This is a genomic window from Chitinophaga sp. G7 BAM 1005, assembly GCF_057126945.1.
In genome coordinates, this window is record NZ_CP181478.1 from 2,071,535 (window position 1) to 2,093,736 (window position 22,202).

A 22,202-nucleotide genomic window follows, 5' to 3' on the forward strand; every position below is an offset into this window, starting at 1 on the left:
GTGTTATTATACCCGATATTTACCATTAATAACAACCAGATAGCTATAGTAATGATTGACGGGCCTCCCCGTCGTACAAGTACAGTGCACAATTAATTGCAGAAAATTATGTTCCAACGTTGTGTCAGACTCACCGTCTGCTCTCTTGCCTTTTTATACGCGTGTAATAATGGCGATACACCTGGTAATCAGCAGGAGAAATTACCTGAAATTGTAGACTACAATTTTGACATACGCCCTATCTTATCAGATAAGTGCTATGCCTGCCACGGTCCGGATGCCAATAAACGGGAAGCCGGCCTGCGCCTCGATATTGCTGACAGCGCCTATAAAGCGTTGCGTGAAACACCGGGTGCACACGCACTGGTACCGGGTAACCCTATGGCTTCTGTATTGTATCAGCGCATCAGCACCACAGATACTTCAATGCGCATGCCGCCGCCATCCTCTAATATGTCGCTCAGCAACCACGAAGTAAAACTGATTGAAAAATGGATCAAACAGGGCGCAAAGTATAAACCGCACTGGGCTTTCGTGGCGCCGGTAACACCTGCCCTGCCCAACGTAAATAAAGAGAAATGGGCGCGTAACGAAATAGACCATTTTGTATTGGCCCGCATGGAAGAAAAAGGGCTGGAACCCAACCCGGCAGCGGATCATGAAAGACTGCTCAAACGTCTTTGCCTTGACCTTACCGGCCTGCCTCCCTCTCCTGAAAGAATGGAACGCTTTGCAAAAGACACCAGCGACGCGGGTTATGAACGCATGGTAGATGAACTGTTGCAGGACAGCGCCTATGGCGAAAAGATGGCTGTACACTGGATGGACGTGGCCCGTTACGCTGATTCGCACGGCTACCAGGACGATAACTATCGCACCATGTGGCCCTGGCGTGATTGGGTGATCCACGCATTCAATGAAAACCTGTCTTACAAAGATTTTATTACCTGGCAGATAGCAGGAGACATGATCCCCGGCGCTACCCGCGAACAACTACTGGCATCCGGCTTCAACCGCAATCACAAAATCACGGAAGAAGGCGGCGTAATAGATGAAGAATACCGTATAGAATATGTTTCCGACCGCACCAACACATTCGGTAAAAGCATGCTCGGCATCACCATCGAGTGCGCTCATTGTCATGATCACAAATATGATCCGTTCTCACAAAAAGAATACTATGAACTCTTCGCCTTCTTTAATAATGTAAAGGAAGTAGGACTGCAATCCGTAGTGGGCGGCCCGGAAACCTACGCCAAAACGCCTTACATGGAGATCACGAAAGAAGATCTCAAAGGCGTGCTGAAATTCATTAATAAACAGGACAGCAACAGGCTGATCGTATCTGTAATGGGCGAAAAGGATACTACCCGGAAAACGTATATCCTTGGCCGTGGTAACTATGATAACCCTACGCTGGAAGTGCAGCCGGAAACGCCACATGCAGTGTTGCCGTTTGATGTGAAACAATATCCGGCCAATCGCCTCGGACTGGCCAACTGGCTGTTCGATAAACGAAACCCGCTCACCGCAAGGGTTTTCGTTAACCAGCAATGGCAGGAAATATTTGGCAGGGGCATCGTGAAAAGCACCGGCGACTTCGGTATGCAGGGAGACCTGCCCACCAATCCGCAACTGCTCGACTGGCTTGCAGTGGACTTTATGCAGCACGGCTGGAATATTAAACGCCTCGTGAAACAAATGGTGATGACGACTACCTACCGGCAGTCGGCCGCCGTTTCCAAAAACAAACTAAAAGCAGATCCTGAAAATATTTACCTCTCCCGCGGACCACGGTTCCGCCTCCCCGCGGAAGGTGTGCGCGACCTGGTACTGAAAAGCAGCGGCCTGCTGGTACCGGTAATCGGCGGCCCAAGTGTAAAACCTTATCAGCCTAAAGGCTTATGGGAAATGGCTACCTCCGGCAGGGGAATTCTTGCCAGCTATAAACAGGATCATGGCGAAAGCCTGTATCGCAGAGGATTATACACCTTCATTAAACGTACGGTGCCGCCGCCATCCATGATGATCTTTGATGCCAGTAACCGTGATCAGTGCGAAGTGAAACGCGCCAGCACCAATACGCCGCTGCAGGCGCTCATCATGCTCAATGATCCTACTGTGCTGGAAGCCTCCAGGGTACTGGCTTCCAGGCTGCTGCAAAAAGATGATAACACCTCCAGGAATATTCAGCAGGCGTTCCGTTTGATTGTTTGCCGCACACCGCAGCCACAGGAACTAACCTTGCTGGAGAAGTATTACGAACAGCAGCAACAGCTGTACAAACAACAGCCGGCCAGCGCAGCAAAGCTGCTGCAACACGGCGAATACCCGATGGCGCAACATCTCGATAATGCCTCATGGGCGGCCATGATGCAGGTGATTACCACCATCTATAACCTGGAGGAAACGCTTTCAAAAACGTAAAGTCACGCATAATAAAGGACGATGAAAAACGAATTCATAGAACACCACCTGAATATGAACCGCCGCAAGTTCCTGTCGCGCCTGAGTCTTGGCGTGGGCAGCCTCGCGCTGGGTTCATTGCTGGTACCTGATATCTTTGGCAAAAACAGCGGGGAAGAGGCGCCTTTTATTCCCGGTATGCCGCACTTCGCACCCAAAGCAAAAAGGGTGATCTACCTGTTCCAGAACGGAGCGCCTTCACAACTGGAGAGCTTCGACTACAAACCCAAACTACGGGAAATGATGGGACAGGAACTACCGGCATCTATCCGTATGGGACAGCGTTTAACAGGTATGACCTCCGGGCAGTCGTCTTTCCCGCTGGTAGGCTCGCACTATGATTTTCAACAGTACGGCGAAGCGCGCGCCTGGATCAGCGACCTGTTTCCACATACCGCTAAAATAGTGGACGACATCTGTATTGTACGTTCCATGTTTACGGAAGCGATCAACCATGATCCGGCCCTAACCTTTTTCCAGACAGGAGCGCAACAGGGCAACCGTGCCAGCTTTGGCTCCTGGATGAGCTATGGCCTCGGCAGCGAAAATAAAAACCTGCCTGCATTTTGTGTGCTGTTGTCGAGAGGGAAAGGAAACGGGCAAGGTGTATACTCTAAGCTATGGTCCAACGGATTTTTAGACAGTATCCACCAGGGCGTTCAGTTCAGCAGCGGTGAAAGCCCCGTGCTGTACCTGAATAACCCCGAAGGCATTGATATGGCCAATCGCCGCCAGATGCTGGATCAGCTGGCCGCATTGAATGATCAGTCGTATAAAGAATTTGGCGACCCGGAAATCAATACCAAGATCCAGCAATATGAAATGGCCTACCGCATGCAAACGGCCGTACCCGAACTCACTGACCTCTCTAAAGAGTCAGACGATATCATTAAACTGTATGGACCGGATTGCCTGGTGCCCGGCACTTTTGCCGCCAATTGCCTGTTGTCCAGGAAGCTCTCTGAAAGCGGCGTGCGCTTTATCCAGCTATACCACCAGGGCTGGGATCAGCATGGCAACCTGCCTAATGAAATGGCCGGACAGGCAAAGGACGTAGACCGCGCTTCCGCAGCATTGATCACCGATCTGAAACAACGGGGTTTACTCGATGAAACACTGGTGATATGGGGCGGCGAATTTGGCAGAACCAACTATTGCCAGGGTAAAATGACCGCCGATAACTATGGCCGCGATCACCATCCCCGCTGCTTCTCCATCTGGATGGCCGGCGGCGGCGTAAAACCCGGCATCGTATACGGTGAAACAGATGAATTCGGATATAATATTGTAAAAGACCCGGTACACGTGCATGATTTCCATGCAACCATCTTACACCTGATGGGACTGGATCACGAGAAATTAACTTTTAAACACCAGGGACGCCGCTATCGCCTCACAGACGTGGCTGGCAAGGTAATCCCGGGATTGATGGCCTGATAAAACACTGTTATAATGGAAAGAAGAAAATTCATACAGACGTCGGCGTTAGTAACCGCCTCCTTTTATATTTCCCGCGATCTTTTTGCCAAACCAAAAGGACCGGTATATGGCCATAATAATATGCGTTACGCACTGGACACCAAATGGGGCACGCTCGACAGCAGCCGGTATCCGGTGAAAGATTGCCATGAAATGGTGCAGGACAAAAAAGGACGCATTATCCTGCTCACCAACGAAACAAAGAATAATATCCTCATCTATAATAAGTCGGGCAAACTGCTGGAAAACTGGGGCCATGAATTCCCCGGTGCGCACGGACTTACACTCAGCAACGAAAACGGTACAGAGTTTCTGTTCATTACTGATACCGAAAAACACCAGGTATATAAAACGACGATGGAAGGTAAAATCCTGCTGACCATCGACTATCCCGCTGAAACAGGCGTGTATAAAAAGAAAGAAGAGTTTGTGCCTACAGAAACCACGGTAGCAGACAACGGCGACTTTTATATCGCAGACGGTTATGGCGCACAATACGTAATGCGTTATGACCGCAACGGTAAGCTGCTGGGTTATTTTGGAGGAAGGGGTCAGGGAGATGAACACCTGGACAATGCCCACGGTATCGTGGTAGATCATCGCAAAGGCACGCCTACGCTTATTGTTACCGACAGAACACGGAATTGCTTTAAACGCTTTAGTCTCGATGGACAACTGCAGGAAGTAATTGCCCTGCCCGGCGCCTGCGTATGCCGTGCAGTTATAAAAGGCGATCACCTGTATGCCGCAGTATTACGCTCTCCCAATATGGATGCAGAAGGGAGTGGCTTTGTAACCATACTGGATAATGACAATAAGGTAGTTTCCAACATTGGTGGTACCGCGCCGGTATATACCAACGGAAAGCTGCAGCCGATGCAGCAGGCAGAGAAAATATTTGTACATCCGCATGATGTATGTGTGGACAACGACGGGAACCTCTACGTGGCACAATGGGCCTCCGGGAAAGTGTATCCTTATAAACTCAGGAGGGTATAATGACCGTGAAACAGCCATCCAGATGGCAAAGCGCAGGCAGCAGCCTGTTATTTGCCGGTAATATTTTTATCCTTTTCCTCGTGATCTTTGGCAACAGGGTGGTGCTACCTCCCTGGCTGCAGGTGCTGGGGCGCATGCATCCTTTGTTGCTGCATTTTCCTATTGTACTGATCCTCGTGGCGGGTATTTTAACGTTTATCCGTTTACGTGAGCCTGCCGCTGAAGCATGGAAACAACAGCTGGCAGCGGTGTTACTGCTCACCGGCGCACTCAGTGCAGTCGTTACCGTTATTATGGGCCTGTTTTTATCCGGTGAAGAAGGATACAACGGCAGTAGCACTTTACAATGGCACAAATGGAGCGGCGTGAGTATGTGCTGGCTGGCCTCCCTCTTATACTGGTTTGGACAATCGGAGAAAAGCCGGCCGCAGTTACAGAAAGGAGGTATCCTTATCACCGCGGCATTGCTGGTGATCACCGGTCATTTCGGAGCCGATATTACGCACGGCGAAAACTTTGTGCTGGCGCCGGTAAGCCCCGCAGGCAAACGGCCACAGGTGTCCTTTGATCAGGCGCTGGTATATGAGCACCTGGTGAAACCGGTGTTGCAGGAAAAATGTATGAACTGCCACAACGCAGGTAAGGCCAAAGGAGAGCTGGCGATGGAACTGCCCCGGCAACTCCTGAAAGGAGGAAAAAGCGGTAAACTGTTTGTAGCCGGCAAACCCGAAATGAGCCTGTTAATGGAAAGACTGCATCTGCCACCGGATGCCAAAAAGCATATGCCGCCGGCGGGAAAACCACAGCTTACACCCGAAGAAGCAGACCTGTTGTACTATTGGATCAAAGGCGGCGCCGATTTCAAAACAAAGGTAGCTGCATTACCCTTAAAGGATAGCCTGCGGTTGCTGGCCACTGCTATGTTGCAGCCCGCTGCATCAACCGCCCCTGTATACAACTTTGCCGCAGCAGATGAAAAGCTGGTGCAAAAGCTGAATAACAATTACCGGGTTATTTACCCGGTAGCCTTGAATGCAGCGCCACTTGTTGTGAACTGTTATAATAAGGATCAGTTCAACAGTAAATCAATAGAAGAACTGCTGCCGCTGAAAAAACAGATCATAGAAATGCACCTGCAGAAGATGCCGGTGCAGGATGCGGATCTGAATATCATTGCGCAGTTCCCGGAACTACGGGTGCTGAACCTGAGCTTTACTAACGTAAAAGGACAAACGCTGCCGGCCCTGGCGAAGCTACCCCACCTGGAAAGCCTTTCCCTGTCCGGTACACCGGTTACGCTGCAGCAGCTGCAAGCGCTGAAAACGGCGCCTGCACTGAAGGAGCTGTACCTGTGGAACACCGCGCTCACCGCCGCCGAACTGGACCAGCTGCCTGCTGCATTTAAACAGGTAGCCATTATCAAAGGATTTACAGACGATGGCAAACAATTGCTGAAACTGAATCAACCTTTATTGCTGAACACCGCTTCCGTTTTCCGTAGTGCTACGCAGCTGTTGCTGAAGCACCCGGTAAAAGGGGTGGAGATCCGCTACACTACTGATGGATCGGTACCGGACAGCATCCATTCGCCGCTGTTTAAAGACAGCCTGTTGCTGCAAAGTAATACTACCATCCGTGCCATTGCCTGCAAAAAAGGCTGGTATGCCAGCGACCCGGTGCAGTTTAGTTTTTACAAATCTTCGTATATCCCTGACAGTGTGGTATTGCTCACACAGCCGGATGGCAGTTACGCCGGCAACGGCGCCAAAACCTTATGCGACGGGCAGAAAGGCGGCATGGATCAGGGCAACGGGAAATGGCTGGGCTACGTGAAAGAACCTATGACAGCCATGCTGCTATTCAAACAGCCCGTACCCCTGCAGTCAGTATCGGTGGGTATCTTAAGAAATATTAACGGGTATATTTTCCCTCCCGCTAAAATAGAAATATGGGGTGGGACAGATGAACAACACCTGAAGCTGTTGAAACGCATTATTCCTGCCGCAGGGAAAAAAGACGATCCTGCTACCGCAATGGAAATAGCAGCTGCTTTCCCGCTTACCACCGTTTCCTGTGTGAAGCTGGTAATGGAGCCTTTGCTGAAAATACCTGGCTGGCATCCCGGCAAAGGGAACCGCGGATGGGCATTTGCAGATGAGGTGTTGTTGAATTAGCTGTGTATAATTTTTACTCATGAGGTCCAGGTATCTTATTTTATTATTGATCTTGTTTTATCATGTGCCGCTATTGGCGCAACGGGTAAAGATTGCTTGCCTGGGTGCAAGCATCTGTGCGGGCGCCCGCCTGCAACGTCCTGAAACAGAATCCTACCCGGCGCAGCTGGGAAGGCTGCTGGGGCCGGGCTTCGAGGTTACCAACTATGGTGTAAGCAGTACCACCTTACTCAAAAAAGGGGATCACCCCTATTGGAATACGCCGGAGTATAAAGCAGCGCTGGCAAGCGATCCAGACATTGTGCTGATCGACCTGGGGGGCAACGACAGCAAGCTGATTAACCGCGTATATCTTGATGAATACGAACCGGATTACCACGACATGATCCGCGCATTCCGTGCATTGCCTTCGCATCCGCGGATCCTGCTACTGCAGCCCATTGTTTCTTTTGTGAAAGACACCACCCAGATCTGGGACCCGGTTATTACAACGCAGATTTTACCGAAGGTGAGACAGGTGGCTTATGATGAAAACCTGGAGCTGGTAAACCTGAACGCACTGCTGATCGGTAAACCCGGACTTATGCCGGATGGTATTCATCCTGAACTAACGGGTACCACGCTGATGGCGAAAACACTTTATGAAGTGCTGCATCCGTTTCGGGACACGGCTTTTGACGCTATCAGCCACCTGCCGGGCGATAAAAAGATCACTTCATTTTATGGCTACCGTTGCGCGGATTTTGAGTTCAGCGGGCGCGCCTGTAAAGTGGTAGCGCCTAAGTTTGCGGTTGCCGGCCATCCGTGGATCTGGCGCGCCCGTTTCTGGGGCCATGAACCGCAAACAGATATTGCCTTGCTGGAAAGAGGTTATCATGTGGTGTATTGCGATGTGGCGGAACTGTTTGGCAATAAGGAAGCCATACGGCTCTGGAACGGCTACTACTCATTGTTACGCAAAGCCGGCCTGGCACGTAAAGCAGTGATGGAAGGCATGAGCAGAGGAGCGGTTTATGTATACAACTGGGCGGCTGAAAATCCGGATAAAGTAGCGGCCGTATATGTAGATAACCCGGTGATAGACCTGTGCAGCTGGCCGGGAAGCCAGTTTAAAAAACAGTTTACGAAACGCAACGAATGGGAAGCTTTCAAAAAGGATTACGGTTTCACTTCCGATAGCGCTGCTATAATGTTTAAAGGAAGCCCGCTCTATAAAACAAAGGAAATTGTAAAGGGAAAATACCCGATGCTGCATGTGTTGGCGGATGCGGATAGGGATGTGCCGCCGGCGGAAAACACATTGCCATTTGAAGAGAAAATAAAAGCGCTGAACGGTGATATAACGGTGATGCATAAACCGGGATTTGCCCATCATCCGCATAGCTTCCCGGATCCTACGCCCATCGTAGATTTTATCTTAAAAGCGGTAAAGTAAAACAGTTAGCTTTCAGCGTAATGCCGGAAGCTAACTGTCTGTAGTTTATTTTACGAGCCACTCCAGTTTATACATACCACGGAACCGGTCGTAGGTGAGCAGTTCTGCATCACGCTTAAAGTGGGTGTCCATCTGATCCGCCAATGTTTCATGAGCGGGGAAAGCCTGCTTCACATTCCAGGCGGTCAGCGTTTGTATTTTACCATTTGGGGCGGAGAAGTACATTTTGTACTGATCTTCCGGACCTGCTTTCGGAGAAGTGGGTATTTTTCTCTTATACAGCAATAATTGCGGGTTTTTATTCAGGATCTGGTAACTATGATTACCTTCTACCCGGTATACATCGCCATTTGTGAGCTGGTAAGCAAATATTTCATTTTTGTTGATATGAATATTTCTGCCGTTATGCTGCAGGGTGACATAACTTTTAGGCGCAAGCGTATGCAAATGGATCCTGGGCGCTTTGCTGCTGTTATCTTTGGTATAACTCAGTTCGTTAGCCAAATAATCATCCATGCTGCGGTAAATGCCGGTGATCTTCTTTTGCGCGTCTGCTGCTATATTGACACACATCAATAAGCAGATCATGTAAAAAATTCTGCTACAGTATTGCATATGTTGATCTTGTTTTGGTGCCAGGATTAAGATAGCAAAATTAGCCGATAATTTCTTGTTAAGACATGACAAAAATCATTAAAAACTTCTCAAAAACATTTTGGGTATCTATTTTATCAATCAAAAGTGCCGCTTATCTTTATCCTTTCCACGCTAAACAAAACATACCCACTGTGAATACCAAGCTACTATTTTTACTCGCTGCAATAATAGCCATCACACAGCATCCGCTGAAGGCCCAAACCAACCGTTTGCCCGATTGGGCAATGGGCGGCTTTGTAAGACCTGCGGGCGTAAATCCCGTGATCCGTACAGATTCCACGGCGCATTTTTATGATTCGCTCCTGCAAAGGGAGGTCGACTGGGAGTCGAACGACACCTTTAACCCTGCCGCCATTGTTAAGGCCGGGAAAATAGTAGTGCTTTACCGCGCGGAAGATAAATCCGGCATAAAGATAGGCATGCGCACTTCCCGGATCGGCTATGCGGAAAGTAAAAACGGCACTTCTTTCAAAAGAAAAAGAATACCGGTATTATACCCGCGCAACGATGATCAGCAAACCTATGAATGGCCGGGTGGCTGTGAAGATCCCCGTTTAGCCGTTACCGTTGATGGCACATATGTGATCTTCTATACACAATGGAACCGGCAGGTGCCGCGGCTGGGAGTAGCCACCAGCAAGGACCTGGTAAACTGGACCAAACACGGTCCCATCTTCCGGAAAGCCGGCGGCCGTTTCGTGGATCAGCCACATAAATCGGCTTCTATTGTTACGGAGCTGAAAGGAAAGAAACAGGTGATTGCAAAAGTGAATGGTAAGTACTGGATGTATTGGGGAGAAGCCGGCGTATTTGCCGCTACGTCTGATAACCTGGTCGACTGGCAACCCGTTACCGATAGCAGCGGTGCATTAAAAGCGCTTATAAGGCCCAGGAAGGGCTATTTCGACAGCGGGCTTACGGAGTGCGGTCCGCCGGCTATTATCACGGATAAAGGCATTCTATTGCTTTATAACGGCAAGAACCAGCCGGGCGATAAAGGCGACAAGCGTTTTACTGCAAATACCTACAGCGCCGGGCAGGTACTTTTTGATAAACAGGATCCTGAAAAAGCCATTGCCCGCCTGGATGTACCCTTCCTGCGCCCGATGGAGGCATTTGAAAAAAGCGGGCAGTATGCCGCAGGCACTGTGTTTATAGAGGGACTGGTATATTTTAAGAAGAAATGGATTTTATATTATGGCTGCGCCGACAGCAGGGTAGGGATGGCCGTATTTGATCCCAAACATCCTGCACCGGGAGATCCGCTGCCATAGGTATCCGAGGATGAACAAAACGGTCCGGAAACGGACAATGCGGAACAACTAATTCATTGGTTACCAGCAGTCGTTATTGCGGTACTTTTTTAGCCGCATAGCCGGCTGCTTTCCGGTACTAAATTTACGCTGTCATGCATACCCGTTTTTTTGCCTTACTCATTGTTGCTGCTTTTTTTGCCGCATCACATGCAATATGCAGATACCGCCGTGGTAAACCGCATCAGTACCGTTATACGGCACGTCGCCGGTAAATATAAAGCCGACACCTCGAAATTTGTACTGGCCGGATACGACTATGCCGGCAACATCGCCCTGCGTTATACGGAACTAACCCAACAGTTTCCCGGTAAATATGCCATCCATCCCAAAGCCGTTTTTACTGTAAGCGGCCCTTTTCTTTAAGATGGCATAATCCTTTTGCCTATGCCCTTTCATCAGTGGACATACCAGGTCGTTGATCAATGTGGTGTCCAGTATTTCGTACAGCGGGAGTTGCGCGCGGTAAATATGCCACATGGAAAAGTCGTCGTAGTAATTGCCTGATGCCAGTTGTTTCACCTGGTAAGATTGCGCAAAGGCAGGGTAGGTGCCTTTTACATCATTGAAAAGACGCGGGGTGCTGCATGGTATGATACAGCGCCGTATAAAAGATTTTTTTATCTTTTTCGGAAGAACAGGTTACTTCAATTTTCCCCAACGCTTTATTTTATACATCGCTGCCTGCTTTTGTTTGTGCGCTAAAATCCCGGTGATTGATTTCTGCGGCAAGATTTTCCCGTACGCCATCAATAAAATTGATGCGCCGTTGCTGGCAGAGTGGCGGAATCCGCTTAATTTGCAGGCAATGAACGATACGCATATGACACAACCGATAAAGCTACTGGCTATCTGTGGAAGCACCCGGCAATCCTCTTCCAATCATCATTTGATCAAAGCGATCACAGAGCTGAGCGCCGGTAAGTTTACCGTGCAACTGCTGCACTGCCTCACGGAGATCCCGCATTTTAATCCTGATCTGGACACAGCCGCAGACAGTGCGCCGGAGGCGGTGCAACATTTCCGGGCGCAACTGGCGGCGGCAGATGCCGTGCTGATATGTACGCCGGAATACGCCATTGGTGTGCCGGGGACACTAAAAAATGCGATCGACTGGACCGTATCTTCCATGCATTTCTCACAAAAGCCGGTAGCGCTGATTACAGCTGGTACTTCAGGCCATAAAGCGCACCAGTCGCTGCTGGGCACACTGCTGATCATTGAGTCAAAGATCGCTGAAGATGCGCAGCTGGTGATTTCCTCGGTAAGAACAAAAGTAAACGGCGAAGGCGTGATCACGGACGCGGCCACGGAAACGCAGGTACGAAAACTGATCCATGCACTGGTAGATGTGGCAGAGGGGAAAGAAACCACCCTGCTGCCGGCGCCCTCCCTGTTCTAATCGCCTTCGGCGATTTTAAATTGTCTTGGAGCAGGATTACGCTGATTTTACTGATTTTTTGGATTTGATCACTTTTGATTTTAAATGATTAAGGGAGATAAAAACGAATATATCCGCTTATATCTCCCTTAATCATTTAAAAAATCCAAAAAAATAAAATCCCAAAAATCAGTAAAATCAGCGTAATCCTGCTCCAAGACAATTTCCATCGCCGAAGGCGATGCCCGCTACATTTATCTTACACTGTACTTCACTTCTTCTGTTACGCCTTTCCAGTTGTCGGTGCGGAAAGGCGCGGCCGGGAAGCCGTCTTTATTAAAAAGATTATCTTCCAGGTTATCATCAGACCAGCCATAACGAACGGCTACCGGTGTACTCACTTCATCTGCATACACTACTACTTTATCGCCATCAACAAATGCTTTGGCGTAATGGAATTGCTTATCGGCGCCGGCTACTTCAAAGCCGCGGATATAGCCATATTTATCCTTTACTTCCAGACCGCTGCCGGTGCTGGTAAAGCTAACGGTTATCTTGTTGCCGTTTACCTGCATGGACTGGTATACCGGGCCGCTGAAAATATTGTTTTGTCCGTAGGTATCATGTAAGGCTACGGCAGCCAGTCGCTTTCCTACGTCCTGTTTGTTTTTCGGGTGGATATCTTTGGGTTCGCCAATGTCGGTGATAACGGCCATGCCGGTATGGGGTACCTGCAGGGTAAGGGTTTGCGCTTCTCTCAGCTCTGCCCATTTGCTGCCTTTCTGGCTGTTGCCGTTGGCGGAATTAAAGCTGGCCAGCTGTACAAAGTAAAACGGAAATTCACCCTGGTTCCACAACCGGCGCCAGTCGCTGATCATCAGCGGGAAGGCTTTGCGGTACTGGTAGGCGCGGTCGGCGTTGCTTTCGCCCTGGTACCAGATGGCGCCTTTAATGGCAAAAGGCAGCACCGGGTTGATCATGGCATTAAACAGCAGGGAAGGATAACTGTTGGGGCCCACGCTGGCGCCGGGATTGAACGCCTTCTGGATGCGGAACGCCCAATCTCCTGCAAGGGATAGTTTCTGGCTGGCTGTTTGCAGAAAAACACTTTCTGCATCTCCATAAAAACCACCGCCGCCGGTATTATCTTCAATGCTAACTGCAATTACATTGTTACCGGCTTTTAAAACCCCGGCAGGGATTTTATAGGTACGCGAGGCGTCGTAGCCTTTGGTACTGCCTACCTGTGTACCGTTAATATAAGTAACGTCGTTGTCGTCTATGACGCCCAGGCTCAGTTCTGCCGGTTTGCCGGCATCGGCGTCGGCCACCTGGAAGCTTTTACGGAACCATACGATCCCGTCGAAGTCGGGCAGCTGTTGTTGCTCCCACAGACCGGGTACCTTCATTTTTTTCCAGGACTGGTCGTCCGCACGGGGAGTGGACCAGGTGGCCAGTGTAGCCGCATTGGGGAGGCTGCCCTGTAAATTCCGGATCAGCTCCTGCTGCCTGTTTTTGGCGATGATCGCAGCGGAGTCCAGGTTTAGTGTTTGAAGGCGTTGCATCACGTCGCTGAAGTCCCCGGCGTTGGCCAGTCCTTCGCGGCTGATCCAGGTTTCCACGATGGTGCCGCCCCAGGAAGTATGTATTAACCCGATAGGTACGTGTGTTTGTTCATTCAGTGCTTTGGCAAAGAAGTAGCCTACCGCTGTAAAATCGCCGGTATTTTCCGGTGATGCGGGGAGCCAGGCGCTTTGCTTCACGTCTTCCAGCGGAACCACCGACATCGCTTTGGGGAGGTAAAAATGGCGGATGGCCGGGTTGGCGGATTGGGCAATTTCCTTGCTCGCGTTGGTTACCCCGTTCACATGGAATTCCATGTTCGATTGCCCGCTGCAGATCCATACGTCGCCCATCAGGATATCGTGGAGGCTGATGTCATTTTTGCCTTTCACCGACAGGGTATAGGGGCCGCCTGCTTTCTCCGGCTGCAGGAAAACCTTCCATTTACCGTTCTTATCTGCTTTTACGGTTTTTTCCTGTTGGTTGAACCGGATGGTTACCTTTTCATTTTTATCGGCCCAACCCCATACCGGGATTGGCTTGTCGCGCTGTAACACCATGTTGTCGCCGAAAACGTTGGGTAAACGGACATCGGCAAAACTGAAGGAACTTATCATGGTTGCCGCCAGTAATAAAACGTTTTTTTTCATAATTGTGGTATTGTCTGTATTGCGGGGAAGACCCCTGTTGAATCATGTGCGTATAAATGTAAGGAAGACAGGCATTATTTTATAATTTTTCAGGGCGGGTTGGCAAAAATGATATAATATCACCTGTATCGCCTGAAAGGCATAAAAACATCCGCATGAGAATTATGTAAAAGATAGCATGAATTGTATAACAGCCCCCGCCCCGTTGTTTCGTAATTTTACATCATCAGATTAATTATTCATCACCAGATAAAAAGAATCAACATGAACGCTACACAATTCAAAACGAATATCAAATGCTCCGGATGTATTGCAACAGTAACGCCTGTATTAAATGAACTGGTAGGCGCCGATAACTGGGAAGTAGACCTGGCCAGCCCGGATAAAATACTTACTGTTACAAAAGAAAATCTGGATAAAAGCGAAGTCAGGGTGGCAATAGAGAAAGCTGGTTACAAGGCAGACGCATTATCGTGACAACAGCAGCATGGAAGATATTATCAACAAGTAAAAACTAACAGACATGAAAAAAATATTAATGACAGGCATCATATTGGTAGCTGCATTTATGCAACAGGGTATGGCACAGGATAAAACTGTTTCCACACAATTATCTCCCTTACTCTCTTTATACTATAATATTAAAGATGCACTGGTGAGCAGCAATGCGGGAGTGGCAGCTGCCAAAGCAGATGAGTTTGTAAAAGCCGCCGCCCAGGTTGATATGTCATCCATGCCGCCCGCTGTTCACAACGCTTATATGCCACTGGCCGCAAAGTTATCTGCAGATGCCAAAGCCATCGCTGAAGCAAAAGATATCAGCAAACAACGCGAATATTTCAAAACATTCTCTGATAATTTCTACCAGCTCGCCAAAGCAGTACCGCTTTCTGCGCAGCCGGTATACCAGGAGTACTGCCCCATGAAAAAAGCTTACTGGTTAAGCAGCAGCAACGCTGTTAAAAATCCTTACTACGGCAGCCAGATGCTCACCTGTGGTAAAGTAAGCGATACCATTAAATAGTTCCTTAATCATTCGTATGAAAGCAGTATTCCTGTATATAACATTGATGAGCCTGTGTAGTATTGTTGCTGCACAGGCTTCTTTCAATACCGCGCCAAAGGTAGTCCGCTACGATCTGTATGTGGGCGACAGCATGGTACACTACTCCGGTAAAATGAGCCACGCACTTACCATCAACGGCACCATTCCCGGACCAACCCTGCACTTCACAGAAGGAGATACCGCAGAGATCTACGTACACAACACATTAAAGGAAGAAACGTCTATTCACTGGCACGGCCTGATCTTACCCAATCAATACGACGGCGTTTCCTATCTCACCACACGGCCCGTGAAAGCCGGTGAAACACACCTGTACCGCTTCCCCATTGTACAACACGGTACTTACTGGTATCACAGCCACACCATGTTCCAGGAACAAAGCGGTATGTATGGCGCCATTGTTTTGCATGAACGCAGGGAAACTACCGGTAAGGAATATACGTTATTGCTGAGCGACTGGACCGATATGCACCCGCATACGGTAAACAGGTACCTGCATAATGCCAACGACTGGTTCGCTATTAAAAAAGGATCGGTGCAGAGTTACGCCGAAGCCATACAGCACAAGCATTTCAAAACCAAAGTGACCAATGAATGGAAACGTATGAACGCGATGGATGTGAGCGACGTATATTACGAACGCTTCCTGTCGAACGGTAAAGAAGCAGATACGCAGCCGCAGTTTAAAGCCGGTGATAAAGTAAGATTACGTATCGTAAACGGTAGCTCCTCTACTTACTTCTGGCTTAACTACGCCGGCGGGAAACTCACGGTGGTAGCCAATGATGGCGCCGATGTGGAACCCGTGGAAGTAGACCGGCTCCTGGTAGGCGTATCTGAAACTTACGATGTAATAGTAACCATCCCCGATAATATGCAGTACGAATTCCTCGCCACTGCTGAAGACCGCACCCGGTCCACCTCCCTGTGGCTGGGCCAGGGCATGAAAATGCCGGCGAAGCCATTACCCCGCCTGAAATATTTTGAGGGTATGAAGATGATGAACGATATGATGAAGATGAACGGTAACCTCGATACCAGCAGCGGCATGCAGATGAGCAACCAGGTAATGGATATGAACACGGTGATGTATCCTGAAATCACCGGCGATGATAAACCCATGAACCACGCAGGTCATGATATGCACAACATGCCGGTGGATAGTGCCGCCAGGGATATCGTAACCCTGAACTACGGTATGCTGCGGGCGCCGGAAAAAACAACGCTGCCGGACGGCCCCGTTAAACTCCTGCATTTTGAACTAACGGGGAACATGAACCGTTATGTATGGAGTATCAACAACAAAGTGGTATCTGAAACAGACAAGATCTTAATAAAGAAAGGAGAAATTGTACGGATCGTGTTGTACAACAATACCATGATGCGGCATCCCATGCACCTGCACGGGCATTTCTTCCGGGTACTGAACGGACAGGGCGAATATTCACCGCTGAAAACCGTGCTGGACATTATGCCGATGGAAGTGGATACGATTGAGTTTGCAGCTACAGAAAGCGGCGACTGGTTCTTCCACTGTCACATTCTGTATCACATGATGAGTGGCATGGGACGGGTGTTCAGCTACGAAAATTCACCACCTAATCCTGAAGTGCCGGACCCTGCAAAAGCATACCGCATGCTGAAGAAAGACGACCGTATGTTGTACCCGATGGCGCGCGTAGGACTGGAAAGTACCGGCAGCGACGGAGAGATCGTCGTAGCGAATAGCCGTTACCGTTTGTCCACCGAATGGCGTGTAGGATTAAACGACCGGGATGGTTATGAAAGTGAAAGTCATTTCGGAAGATACTTCGGTAAAAACCAGTGGTTGTTCCCTTACATCGGCTGGGATGTGCGTTACCGCAAAATGGATGAACCCGAGAAGAACCTCTTCGGCCAGCAAAATACAAGGGACTTCAGGCAGGTGCTTCACGTGGGCCTGGAATATACCCTACCCATGCTCATTGTGGCAGATGCTTCTGTAGATACAGATGGCAGAGTACGGGTGCAGTTAACAAGAGAGGATGTACCCATTACAAGACGGTTACGTTTTGGTTTTATGGTAAACACCGATAAAGAATATATGGCAGGGTTCCGGTATATTGTTACAAAGAACTTTGCATTTTCCACGCACTACGACAGTGATATGGGACTTGGCGCGGGCATTACATTAAGCTATTAAAACTTACAGCAATGGAACAGCAGCATCAGCACAACACCATGAAAATGGAGCATGACCATGCCGCCATGAACCACGGCGCGCATCACGATCATCATGCCATGATGATCGCCGATTTCAGGAAACGTTTTTATGTAGTGCTGGTGCTGACGATACCGGTGATGTTGCTGTCAAAGATGATCCAGCACTGGCTGGGTATTTCGTTTACATTTTCCGGAGATGCCTATGTTTTGCTGATATTATCTTCTGTGGTGTTTATATATGGCGGATGGCCTTTTCTGAAAGGGTGGTGGGAAGAAATGAGAAGCCGGGAGCCGGGCATGATGACGCTGATAGGCTTTGCAATTACAGTAGCCTACGTGTACAGCGTGGCCACCGTATTCGGATTGCAGGGCATGGACTTTTTCTGGGAGCTTACCACCCTGATCCTCATTATGCTGCTGGGTCACTGGATTGAAATGAAGTCGGTGATGGGCGCCTCGCGGGAGCTGGAGCTGCTGGTGCAGCTGATGCCGGATGAAGCGCACTTGGTGCATGGCGATCATGTGATGGAAGTAAAAACTGCGGAATTGAAAGCCGGAGATATCATCCTGGTAAAACCCGGGGAAAAAGTAGCCGCAGATGGTACCATCCTGGAAGGCAGCACGTCGTTAAATGAAAGTATGCTCACCGGTGAATCCAGGCCGGTAGAAAAGCAGGCGAACGATAAAGTAATTGCCGGGTCTATCAATGGCAACGGCGCCATCAAAGTAACGGTTACGCATGGCACAGCAGATTCCTATCTGTCGCAGGTAGTGAAGCTGGTGCAGGATGCGCAGCAGTCCAGGTCAAAAACGCAGCTGCTGGCCGACAAAGCCGCGCGCTGGCTGACGGTGATCGCTATTTTAGCTGGTATCGCTACTTTTTTATACTGGTGGCTGAGTGGCCGGGAGTTGTCGTTTGCCATAGAGCGCATGGTAACAGTAATCGTGATCTGTTGCCCGCATGCGCTGGGACTGGCGGTGCCGCTGGTGATTGCAAAATCCACCGCTTTATCAGCACGGCATGGATTGCTGATCAAGAACCGGACTGATTTTGAGAATTCGAGGAAAATCACCACCATTGTTTTTGATAAGACAGGCACCCTCACGGTAGGGCGTTTCGAGGTGGTGCGGTTTGAATCGTTGCGGCAGGGTATTTCCAAAGAAGAGATCCTGAAAATGGCCGCTGCGCTGGAGCGGAGTTCCGAGCATCCCATTGCCACGGGCATTACCGGTAAGGCGAAGGAACTGCAGCTCATCCTGCCGGCGGCGGAAAATGTAACGGCCATCACCGGGAAAGGCATCTCTGGCAGTATTGGTGGGAAAGAAGTACAGGTAGTGAGTCCGGGTTATGTCGAGGAGCAGTTTAAGGGCGCTGCTACCGCTGCCATTCAGCCAGGGGAAACCCTGGTATATGTTGTAACAGACAACACGGTGGCGGGCTTTATTGCGCTGGCAGATCAGATCCGGCCGGAATCGGCAGGCGCTATCGCCACGCTGAAGGAAAACCGGATCAAAACGGTGCTGCTCACCGGCGACAATAAAGTGGTAGCAGAAAGTGTAAGTAAAACGCTTGATATGGACAGCTATATCGCCGAAGTGTTGCCCCACCAGAAACTGGATAAGATAAAGGAATTGCAGCAACAGGGAGAGTTTGTGGCCATGACCGGCGACGGGATCAACGACGCCCCTGCGCTGGCCCAGGCAAACGTGGGTATTGCCATCGGCAGCGGGAGCGATGTGGCGGCGGAAACAGCCGGCATTGTACTGGTGAACAGCAACCCGCAGGACGTGGTAAACCTGATCCTGTTTGGCAAGGCCACCTACCGGAAAATGATCCAGAACCTCGCCTGGGCAACGGGTTATAATATTGTGGCGCTTCCACTGGCCGCCGGCGTGCTTTATAAGCAGGGGATTTTGCTGAGCCCCGCTGCAGGAGCGGTGTTGATGACCGTAAGTACCGTGGTGGTAGCTATTAATGCCAGCCTGTTGAAAGTGAAAAGTTCCGGGAAATAAATAATCACTAAATTGCAGTAGAATTATGCATGTGATATAACTGATTTTACAACCGTATTGCTTTGTCAGCTATCCCGCTAATGCCTCTCAAAATATAGCCATATGAACATCGGTCAACTTTTTCACCGTGTTGTGAATACCGGAACCTTCCGCCAGGAGGAATCGATGGCAAAGGTGATCAGGATGGTCAATACCTTTTCTGTTATTACCACCGCTCTTTGCCTCTTATTCGGCGCCCTTATTTACCTGGGCACCGGGAAGCTGGATCTGCTGATCCCTGCCTATATAGAAGCCGGGCTTTTCCTGGGAGTATTGTTCCTCAATACCGCAAATAAACCTGTTTTAGCCAGTATCGCTTTCGTTGCCATTAATAATATAGCCATTGTTTATTTCAGTGCCGTAATGGGCATGTTAGCGGAAGTACACCTGTTATTCCTGTTCCTGCTTGGAGCATCGCTCATGATTTTCAGGACCCGCGCACTGGTAGCAGCCAGCATTGTGGTGGCCGTGGTATCGGTAACGGCCTGCGAAATCAATTATTATTACACACTGATCACTCCTATGGAAATGGGGCACGACCAGCAATTTCTCATCCGCTGGATAACACTACCCGCTATCCTCCTGCTGGATGTAGCTACTATCTTCCTGTATGTAAGAAAATTAAAAACACTCAATACAAAGCTGACAAAAGCCACCGATGAGAAAACGATCTTCGTGAGGGAAACCAGTCATGAAATCCGGAACCCGCTGAATGCGATTTATGGCATCAGCCAGGACCTCATGATGAAAGCGCACAAAGAGGAACGCTACAGCGATATCCGCCCGGAAATAGAACACCTGTATTCCGCTACCCACAACGTTTTACAGATTATCAATAATGTGCTGGCCATTTCTAAAATAGAAGACGGCGCGGCGTATACCATACATCCCGAAGCAATTAATATCCGCGAACTTATTTCCGATAAAATCATCGTATACCAATACATTGCCGATCTGCGGGGAATAAAGATCAGGGCAGATATTGCGGAAGATATGCCCTGCTATATACTGGCAGATAAAAACAAACTGGCGCAGGTGCTGAATAACCTGCTGTTTAACGCTATCAAATTTACCCGTACCAACAGCCTTATTTCAGTAGGGGTGTCGTACGAAGGAGCCCAGTGGCAGTTCCAGGTAAAGGACCAGGGACAAGGTATTCCTGCAGCAGACCTGGTTACGCTGTTTACGCCGTTTAAATCGGGTAAAAGCGATTTTGAAGGTACTGGTCTTGGCTTGCCTATCACAAAGAAATATGTGGAGATGATGGGGGGAAAGATCACCGTTACCAGTATCCCTGAAGAAGGAGCTACATTTATTGTGCGGTTACCGTTAACGGTGAGCGCGGCGCCATCGCCTGACCAGGGTGGCTGGATGGAATTAACCCTTCACAAAGGGCTGAAAAGCCTGGTAATTGATGATAATGAGATGAGTCAGCTGGTGTTGTCCAACTTTTTGCGCCGGCTTGGCTTCACTACAATGGTGGCCGGCAGCGGGGCAGAAGGTATTAACAAAGCAATGGATGAAAAACCGGATCTTATTTTCATAGATAGTTATATGCCGGGACTTAGCGGGAAAGATACCCTTCAGATGCTCGGTGATATACCTGCTTTAAAAAATATTCCGGTGATCGCCGTATCCGGCGATGCATTCCAGGAGTCGATCGATGATATGCTGGGCGCGGGCGCCAGGGAATATATTTCCAAACCTATTGATCTTAAACTGTTGAACAATACGGTGAATAAGGTATTGTTCCAATAGTTACGCATATACATACTGATAGCGGGTAGTGTCCTTACCACTCCAATCGATGTTGCCTTTCATCATTTGTCCCAATGTTAAAATATACTGTTCCAGTACCGGTCTTACGCCAGCTGCGCACACAGCGGTGAGTACATCGGCGGTATTGTTGAACAATGCAACTTCAGAGTTGTGGATCTTCACGGCCTGTTCTACAGCCTGGTCAAGTGTAAGCTGCTGGTGATGCTTTAACAGCATTACCAGGTTCAGTTCATCGCCGATTTCTGATTCTTTGGAGAAGGAGTAGAGGTCGTTGGCCCAGCAGATGGTACGACTGCAATACAGTCCCATGTTTTTCACCTGCGTATTGGCGCGCAGGTCGGCGGGTAAATGGATGGCGCCCATGAGGGTGGCCAGTTCCAGGAAAAAGTTAGCGCCACCGATCTGGGGGCGGAAGCGCATGTAATCTTTCAGGGAAATGTTGCGGGCATGATCTACATGTTGCATACGCCAAAGATTGGCAGTAAAGGCATCCTTCAGGCTGCGGGCAAAACGTGCCTGCCAGGCCCGGTTGCTGATCCGGCACATCCGCTGCCAGATATCGCTCATTGCTGCCAGCAGGGGACCGCCGCTTTCCAGTGTGAATGTCCGGCCGGTTTGCAGTATCTGCATCATGTGGTGGGCCATGCGCTCAAAGCCGGTATTAAATTCATTGGGCGCCAGCGCATCGAGATGATCATCCCACAAAAAAAGAAGCGTGTTAAAATCGCTCGCAATACATAAAGAAAAGAACGGTGCATCCGGGAACATCCTGGCTACCATCCAGGTGAACTTCTGATCGTGATAAGCATTCCAGGAGCTTTCGTCGGTGGCAAGATGAAAAGCATGAACCCAGTCGGTCGTATGCGCATCTGCTTCATATACCTGCGGGTGCAAACGCTGAGGATAAGGACAATAAAGTTCCGGGCGGGAAATGGTTGTAAACATGACATATTGTATTTAAAAGTGAATAGATAAAACTTACTGGC

At 49.3% G+C, this 22,202-nt stretch carries 17 protein-coding genes; 13 read left to right on the forward strand and 4 right to left on the reverse strand.

All coding sequences use genetic code 11. The features are described from left to right. Positions 1 to 108 precede the first annotated feature (108 nt). From ACMXI2_RS08390 to ACMXI2_RS08410, 5 genes are read left to right on the forward strand one after another with little or no spacing between them, the layout of a single operon-like run. Entirely contained in the window at positions 109 to 2,427 is a 2,319-nt protein-coding gene (locus ACMXI2_RS08390; RefSeq protein WP_483781237.1) for a PSD1 and planctomycete cytochrome C domain-containing protein, read from the forward strand. 21 nt (positions 2,428 to 2,448) lie between these two features. After that, entirely contained in the window at positions 2,449 to 3,903 is a 1,455-nt protein-coding gene (locus tag ACMXI2_RS08395) for a DUF1501 domain-containing protein (RefSeq protein ID WP_483781238.1), read from the forward strand. 15 nt (positions 3,904 to 3,918) lie between these two features. Continuing rightward, positions 3,919 to 4,944 (forward strand): NHL repeat-containing protein, encoded by a 1,026-nt coding sequence (locus tag ACMXI2_RS08400; RefSeq protein ID WP_483781239.1) that lies wholly within the window; start codon positions 3,919 to 3,921, stop codon positions 4,942 to 4,944. Then, on the forward strand, positions 4,944 to 7,118 hold the full coding sequence (locus ACMXI2_RS08405) for a c-type cytochrome domain-containing protein (protein WP_483781240.1): 2,175 nt from the start codon (positions 4,944 to 4,946) through the stop codon (positions 7,116 to 7,118). The genes ACMXI2_RS08400 and ACMXI2_RS08405 overlap by 1 nt, the downstream gene beginning before the upstream one ends. 19 nt (positions 7,119 to 7,137) lie before the next feature. Continuing rightward, positions 7,138 to 8,553, forward strand: a complete 1,416-nt coding sequence (locus ACMXI2_RS08410) for a GDSL-type esterase/lipase family protein (protein WP_483781241.1) — start codon at positions 7,138 to 7,140, stop codon at positions 8,551 to 8,553. Between the two features lie 45 nt (positions 8,554 to 8,598). On the opposite strand, the gene ACMXI2_RS08415 is transcribed toward ACMXI2_RS08410, so the two are convergent. Continuing rightward, the gene (locus ACMXI2_RS08415) at positions 8,599 to 9,141 is read right to left on the reverse strand and encodes a hypothetical protein (protein WP_483781242.1); all 543 of its coding nucleotides are present in this window, start codon (positions 9,139 to 9,141) and stop codon (positions 8,599 to 8,601) included. A 200-nt stretch (positions 9,142 to 9,341) separates the two neighbouring features. On the opposite strand from ACMXI2_RS08415, the gene ACMXI2_RS08420 reads away from it, so the two are divergent. Together ACMXI2_RS08420 and ACMXI2_RS08425 are read left to right on the forward strand one after the other, a co-directional pair. Further along, complete coding sequence (locus ACMXI2_RS08420; RefSeq protein WP_483781243.1) at positions 9,342 to 10,484, forward strand: glycoside hydrolase family 130 protein; 1,143 nt, start codon at positions 9,342 to 9,344, stop codon at positions 10,482 to 10,484. A gap of 150 nt (positions 10,485 to 10,634) precedes the next feature. Further along, a complete protein-coding gene (locus ACMXI2_RS08425; RefSeq protein WP_483782429.1) occupies positions 10,635 to 10,889 on the forward strand; it encodes a hypothetical protein in 255 nt (84 codons plus the stop codon). Here ACMXI2_RS08425 and ACMXI2_RS08430 read toward each other — a convergent pair. Then, a complete protein-coding gene (locus ACMXI2_RS08430) occupies positions 10,815 to 11,045 on the reverse strand; it encodes a glycoside hydrolase domain-containing protein (protein WP_483781244.1) in 231 nt (76 codons plus the stop codon). The two genes, ACMXI2_RS08425 and ACMXI2_RS08430, sit on opposite strands and share 75 nt — an antisense overlap. Positions 11,046 to 11,073: 28 nt before the next feature. Between ACMXI2_RS08430 and ACMXI2_RS08435 the strand changes: the two genes are divergently transcribed. After that, positions 11,074 to 11,925: an NADPH-dependent FMN reductase gene (locus tag ACMXI2_RS08435; RefSeq protein ID WP_483781245.1), complete on the forward strand. Its 852-nt coding sequence runs from the start codon at positions 11,074 to 11,076 to the stop codon at positions 11,923 to 11,925. 233 nt (positions 11,926 to 12,158) lie between these two features. Here ACMXI2_RS08435 and ACMXI2_RS08440 read toward each other — a convergent pair whose 3' ends face one another. Further along, complete coding sequence (locus ACMXI2_RS08440; protein WP_483781246.1) at positions 12,159 to 14,117, reverse strand: sialate O-acetylesterase; 1,959 nt, start codon at positions 14,115 to 14,117, stop codon at positions 12,159 to 12,161. A gap of 264 nt (positions 14,118 to 14,381) precedes the next feature. On the opposite strand from ACMXI2_RS08440, the gene ACMXI2_RS08445 reads away from it, so the two are divergent. The 5 genes from ACMXI2_RS08445 to ACMXI2_RS08465 all read left to right on the forward strand — a co-directional run bounded on the left by ACMXI2_RS08445 (position 14,382) and on the right by ACMXI2_RS08465 (position 21,195). Next, positions 14,382 to 14,594, forward strand: a complete 213-nt coding sequence (locus ACMXI2_RS08445) for a heavy-metal-associated domain-containing protein (RefSeq protein ID WP_483781247.1) — start codon at positions 14,382 to 14,384, stop codon at positions 14,592 to 14,594. 46 nt (positions 14,595 to 14,640) lie between these two features. Continuing rightward, positions 14,641 to 15,141 (forward strand): DUF3347 domain-containing protein, encoded by a 501-nt coding sequence (locus tag ACMXI2_RS08450; RefSeq protein WP_483781248.1) that lies wholly within the window; start codon positions 14,641 to 14,643, stop codon positions 15,139 to 15,141. Positions 15,142 to 15,157: 16 nt separating this feature from the next. Then, on the forward strand, positions 15,158 to 17,365 hold the full coding sequence (locus tag ACMXI2_RS08455) for a multicopper oxidase domain-containing protein (protein WP_483781249.1): 2,208 nt from the start codon (positions 15,158 to 15,160) through the stop codon (positions 17,363 to 17,365). An 11-nt stretch (positions 17,366 to 17,376) separates the two neighbouring features. Continuing rightward, a complete protein-coding gene (locus tag ACMXI2_RS08460) occupies positions 17,377 to 19,398 on the forward strand; it encodes a copper-translocating P-type ATPase (RefSeq protein ID WP_483781250.1) in 2,022 nt (673 codons plus the stop codon). 102 nt (positions 19,399 to 19,500) lie between these two features. Next, on the forward strand, positions 19,501 to 21,195 hold the full coding sequence (locus tag ACMXI2_RS08465) for an ATP-binding response regulator (protein WP_483781251.1): 1,695 nt from the start codon (positions 19,501 to 19,503) through the stop codon (positions 21,193 to 21,195). Here the strand turns inward: ACMXI2_RS08465 and ACMXI2_RS08470 are convergent, their stop codons facing one another. After that, positions 21,196 to 22,161 carry a terpene synthase family protein gene (locus tag ACMXI2_RS08470; protein WP_483781252.1) on the reverse strand — a complete coding sequence of 322 codons (966 nt, stop codon included), beginning with the start codon at positions 22,159 to 22,161 and terminating at the stop codon, positions 21,196 to 21,198. Between the last annotated feature and the right edge of the window lie 41 nt (positions 22,162 to 22,202).

Bases quoted from the DNA above. Each gene is read 5' to 3' on its own strand.
- ACMXI2_RS08390 (WP_483781237.1), top strand. From the start codon at position 109: ATGTTCCAACGTTGTGTCAGACTCACCGTCTGCTCTCTTGCCTTTTTA.
- ACMXI2_RS08395 (WP_483781238.1), top strand. From the start codon at position 2,449: ATGAAAAACGAATTCATAGAACACCACCTGAATATGAACCGCCGCAAG.
- ACMXI2_RS08400 (WP_483781239.1), top strand. From the start codon at position 3,919: ATGGAAAGAAGAAAATTCATACAGACGTCGGCGTTAGTAACCGCCTCC.
- ACMXI2_RS08405 (WP_483781240.1), top strand. From the start codon at position 4,944: ATGACCGTGAAACAGCCATCCAGATGGCAAAGCGCAGGCAGCAGCCTG.
- ACMXI2_RS08410 (WP_483781241.1), top strand. From the start codon at position 7,138: ATGAGGTCCAGGTATCTTATTTTATTATTGATCTTGTTTTATCATGTG.
- ACMXI2_RS08415 (WP_483781242.1), bottom strand. From the start codon at position 9,141: ATGATCTGCTTATTGATGTGTGTCAATATAGCAGCAGACGCGCAAAAG.
- ACMXI2_RS08440 (WP_483781246.1), bottom strand. From the start codon at position 14,117: ATGAAAAAAAACGTTTTATTACTGGCGGCAACCATGATAAGTTCCTTC.
- ACMXI2_RS08445 (WP_483781247.1), top strand. From the start codon at position 14,382: ATGAACGCTACACAATTCAAAACGAATATCAAATGCTCCGGATGTATT.
- ACMXI2_RS08450 (WP_483781248.1), top strand. From the start codon at position 14,641: ATGAAAAAAATATTAATGACAGGCATCATATTGGTAGCTGCATTTATG.
- ACMXI2_RS08455 (WP_483781249.1), top strand. From the start codon at position 15,158: ATGAAAGCAGTATTCCTGTATATAACATTGATGAGCCTGTGTAGTATT.
- ACMXI2_RS08460 (WP_483781250.1), top strand. From the start codon at position 17,377: ATGGAACAGCAGCATCAGCACAACACCATGAAAATGGAGCATGACCAT.
- ACMXI2_RS08465 (WP_483781251.1), top strand. From the start codon at position 19,501: ATGAACATCGGTCAACTTTTTCACCGTGTTGTGAATACCGGAACCTTC.
- ACMXI2_RS08470 (WP_483781252.1), bottom strand. From the start codon at position 22,161: ATGTTTACAACCATTTCCCGCCCGGAACTTTATTGTCCTTATCCTCAG.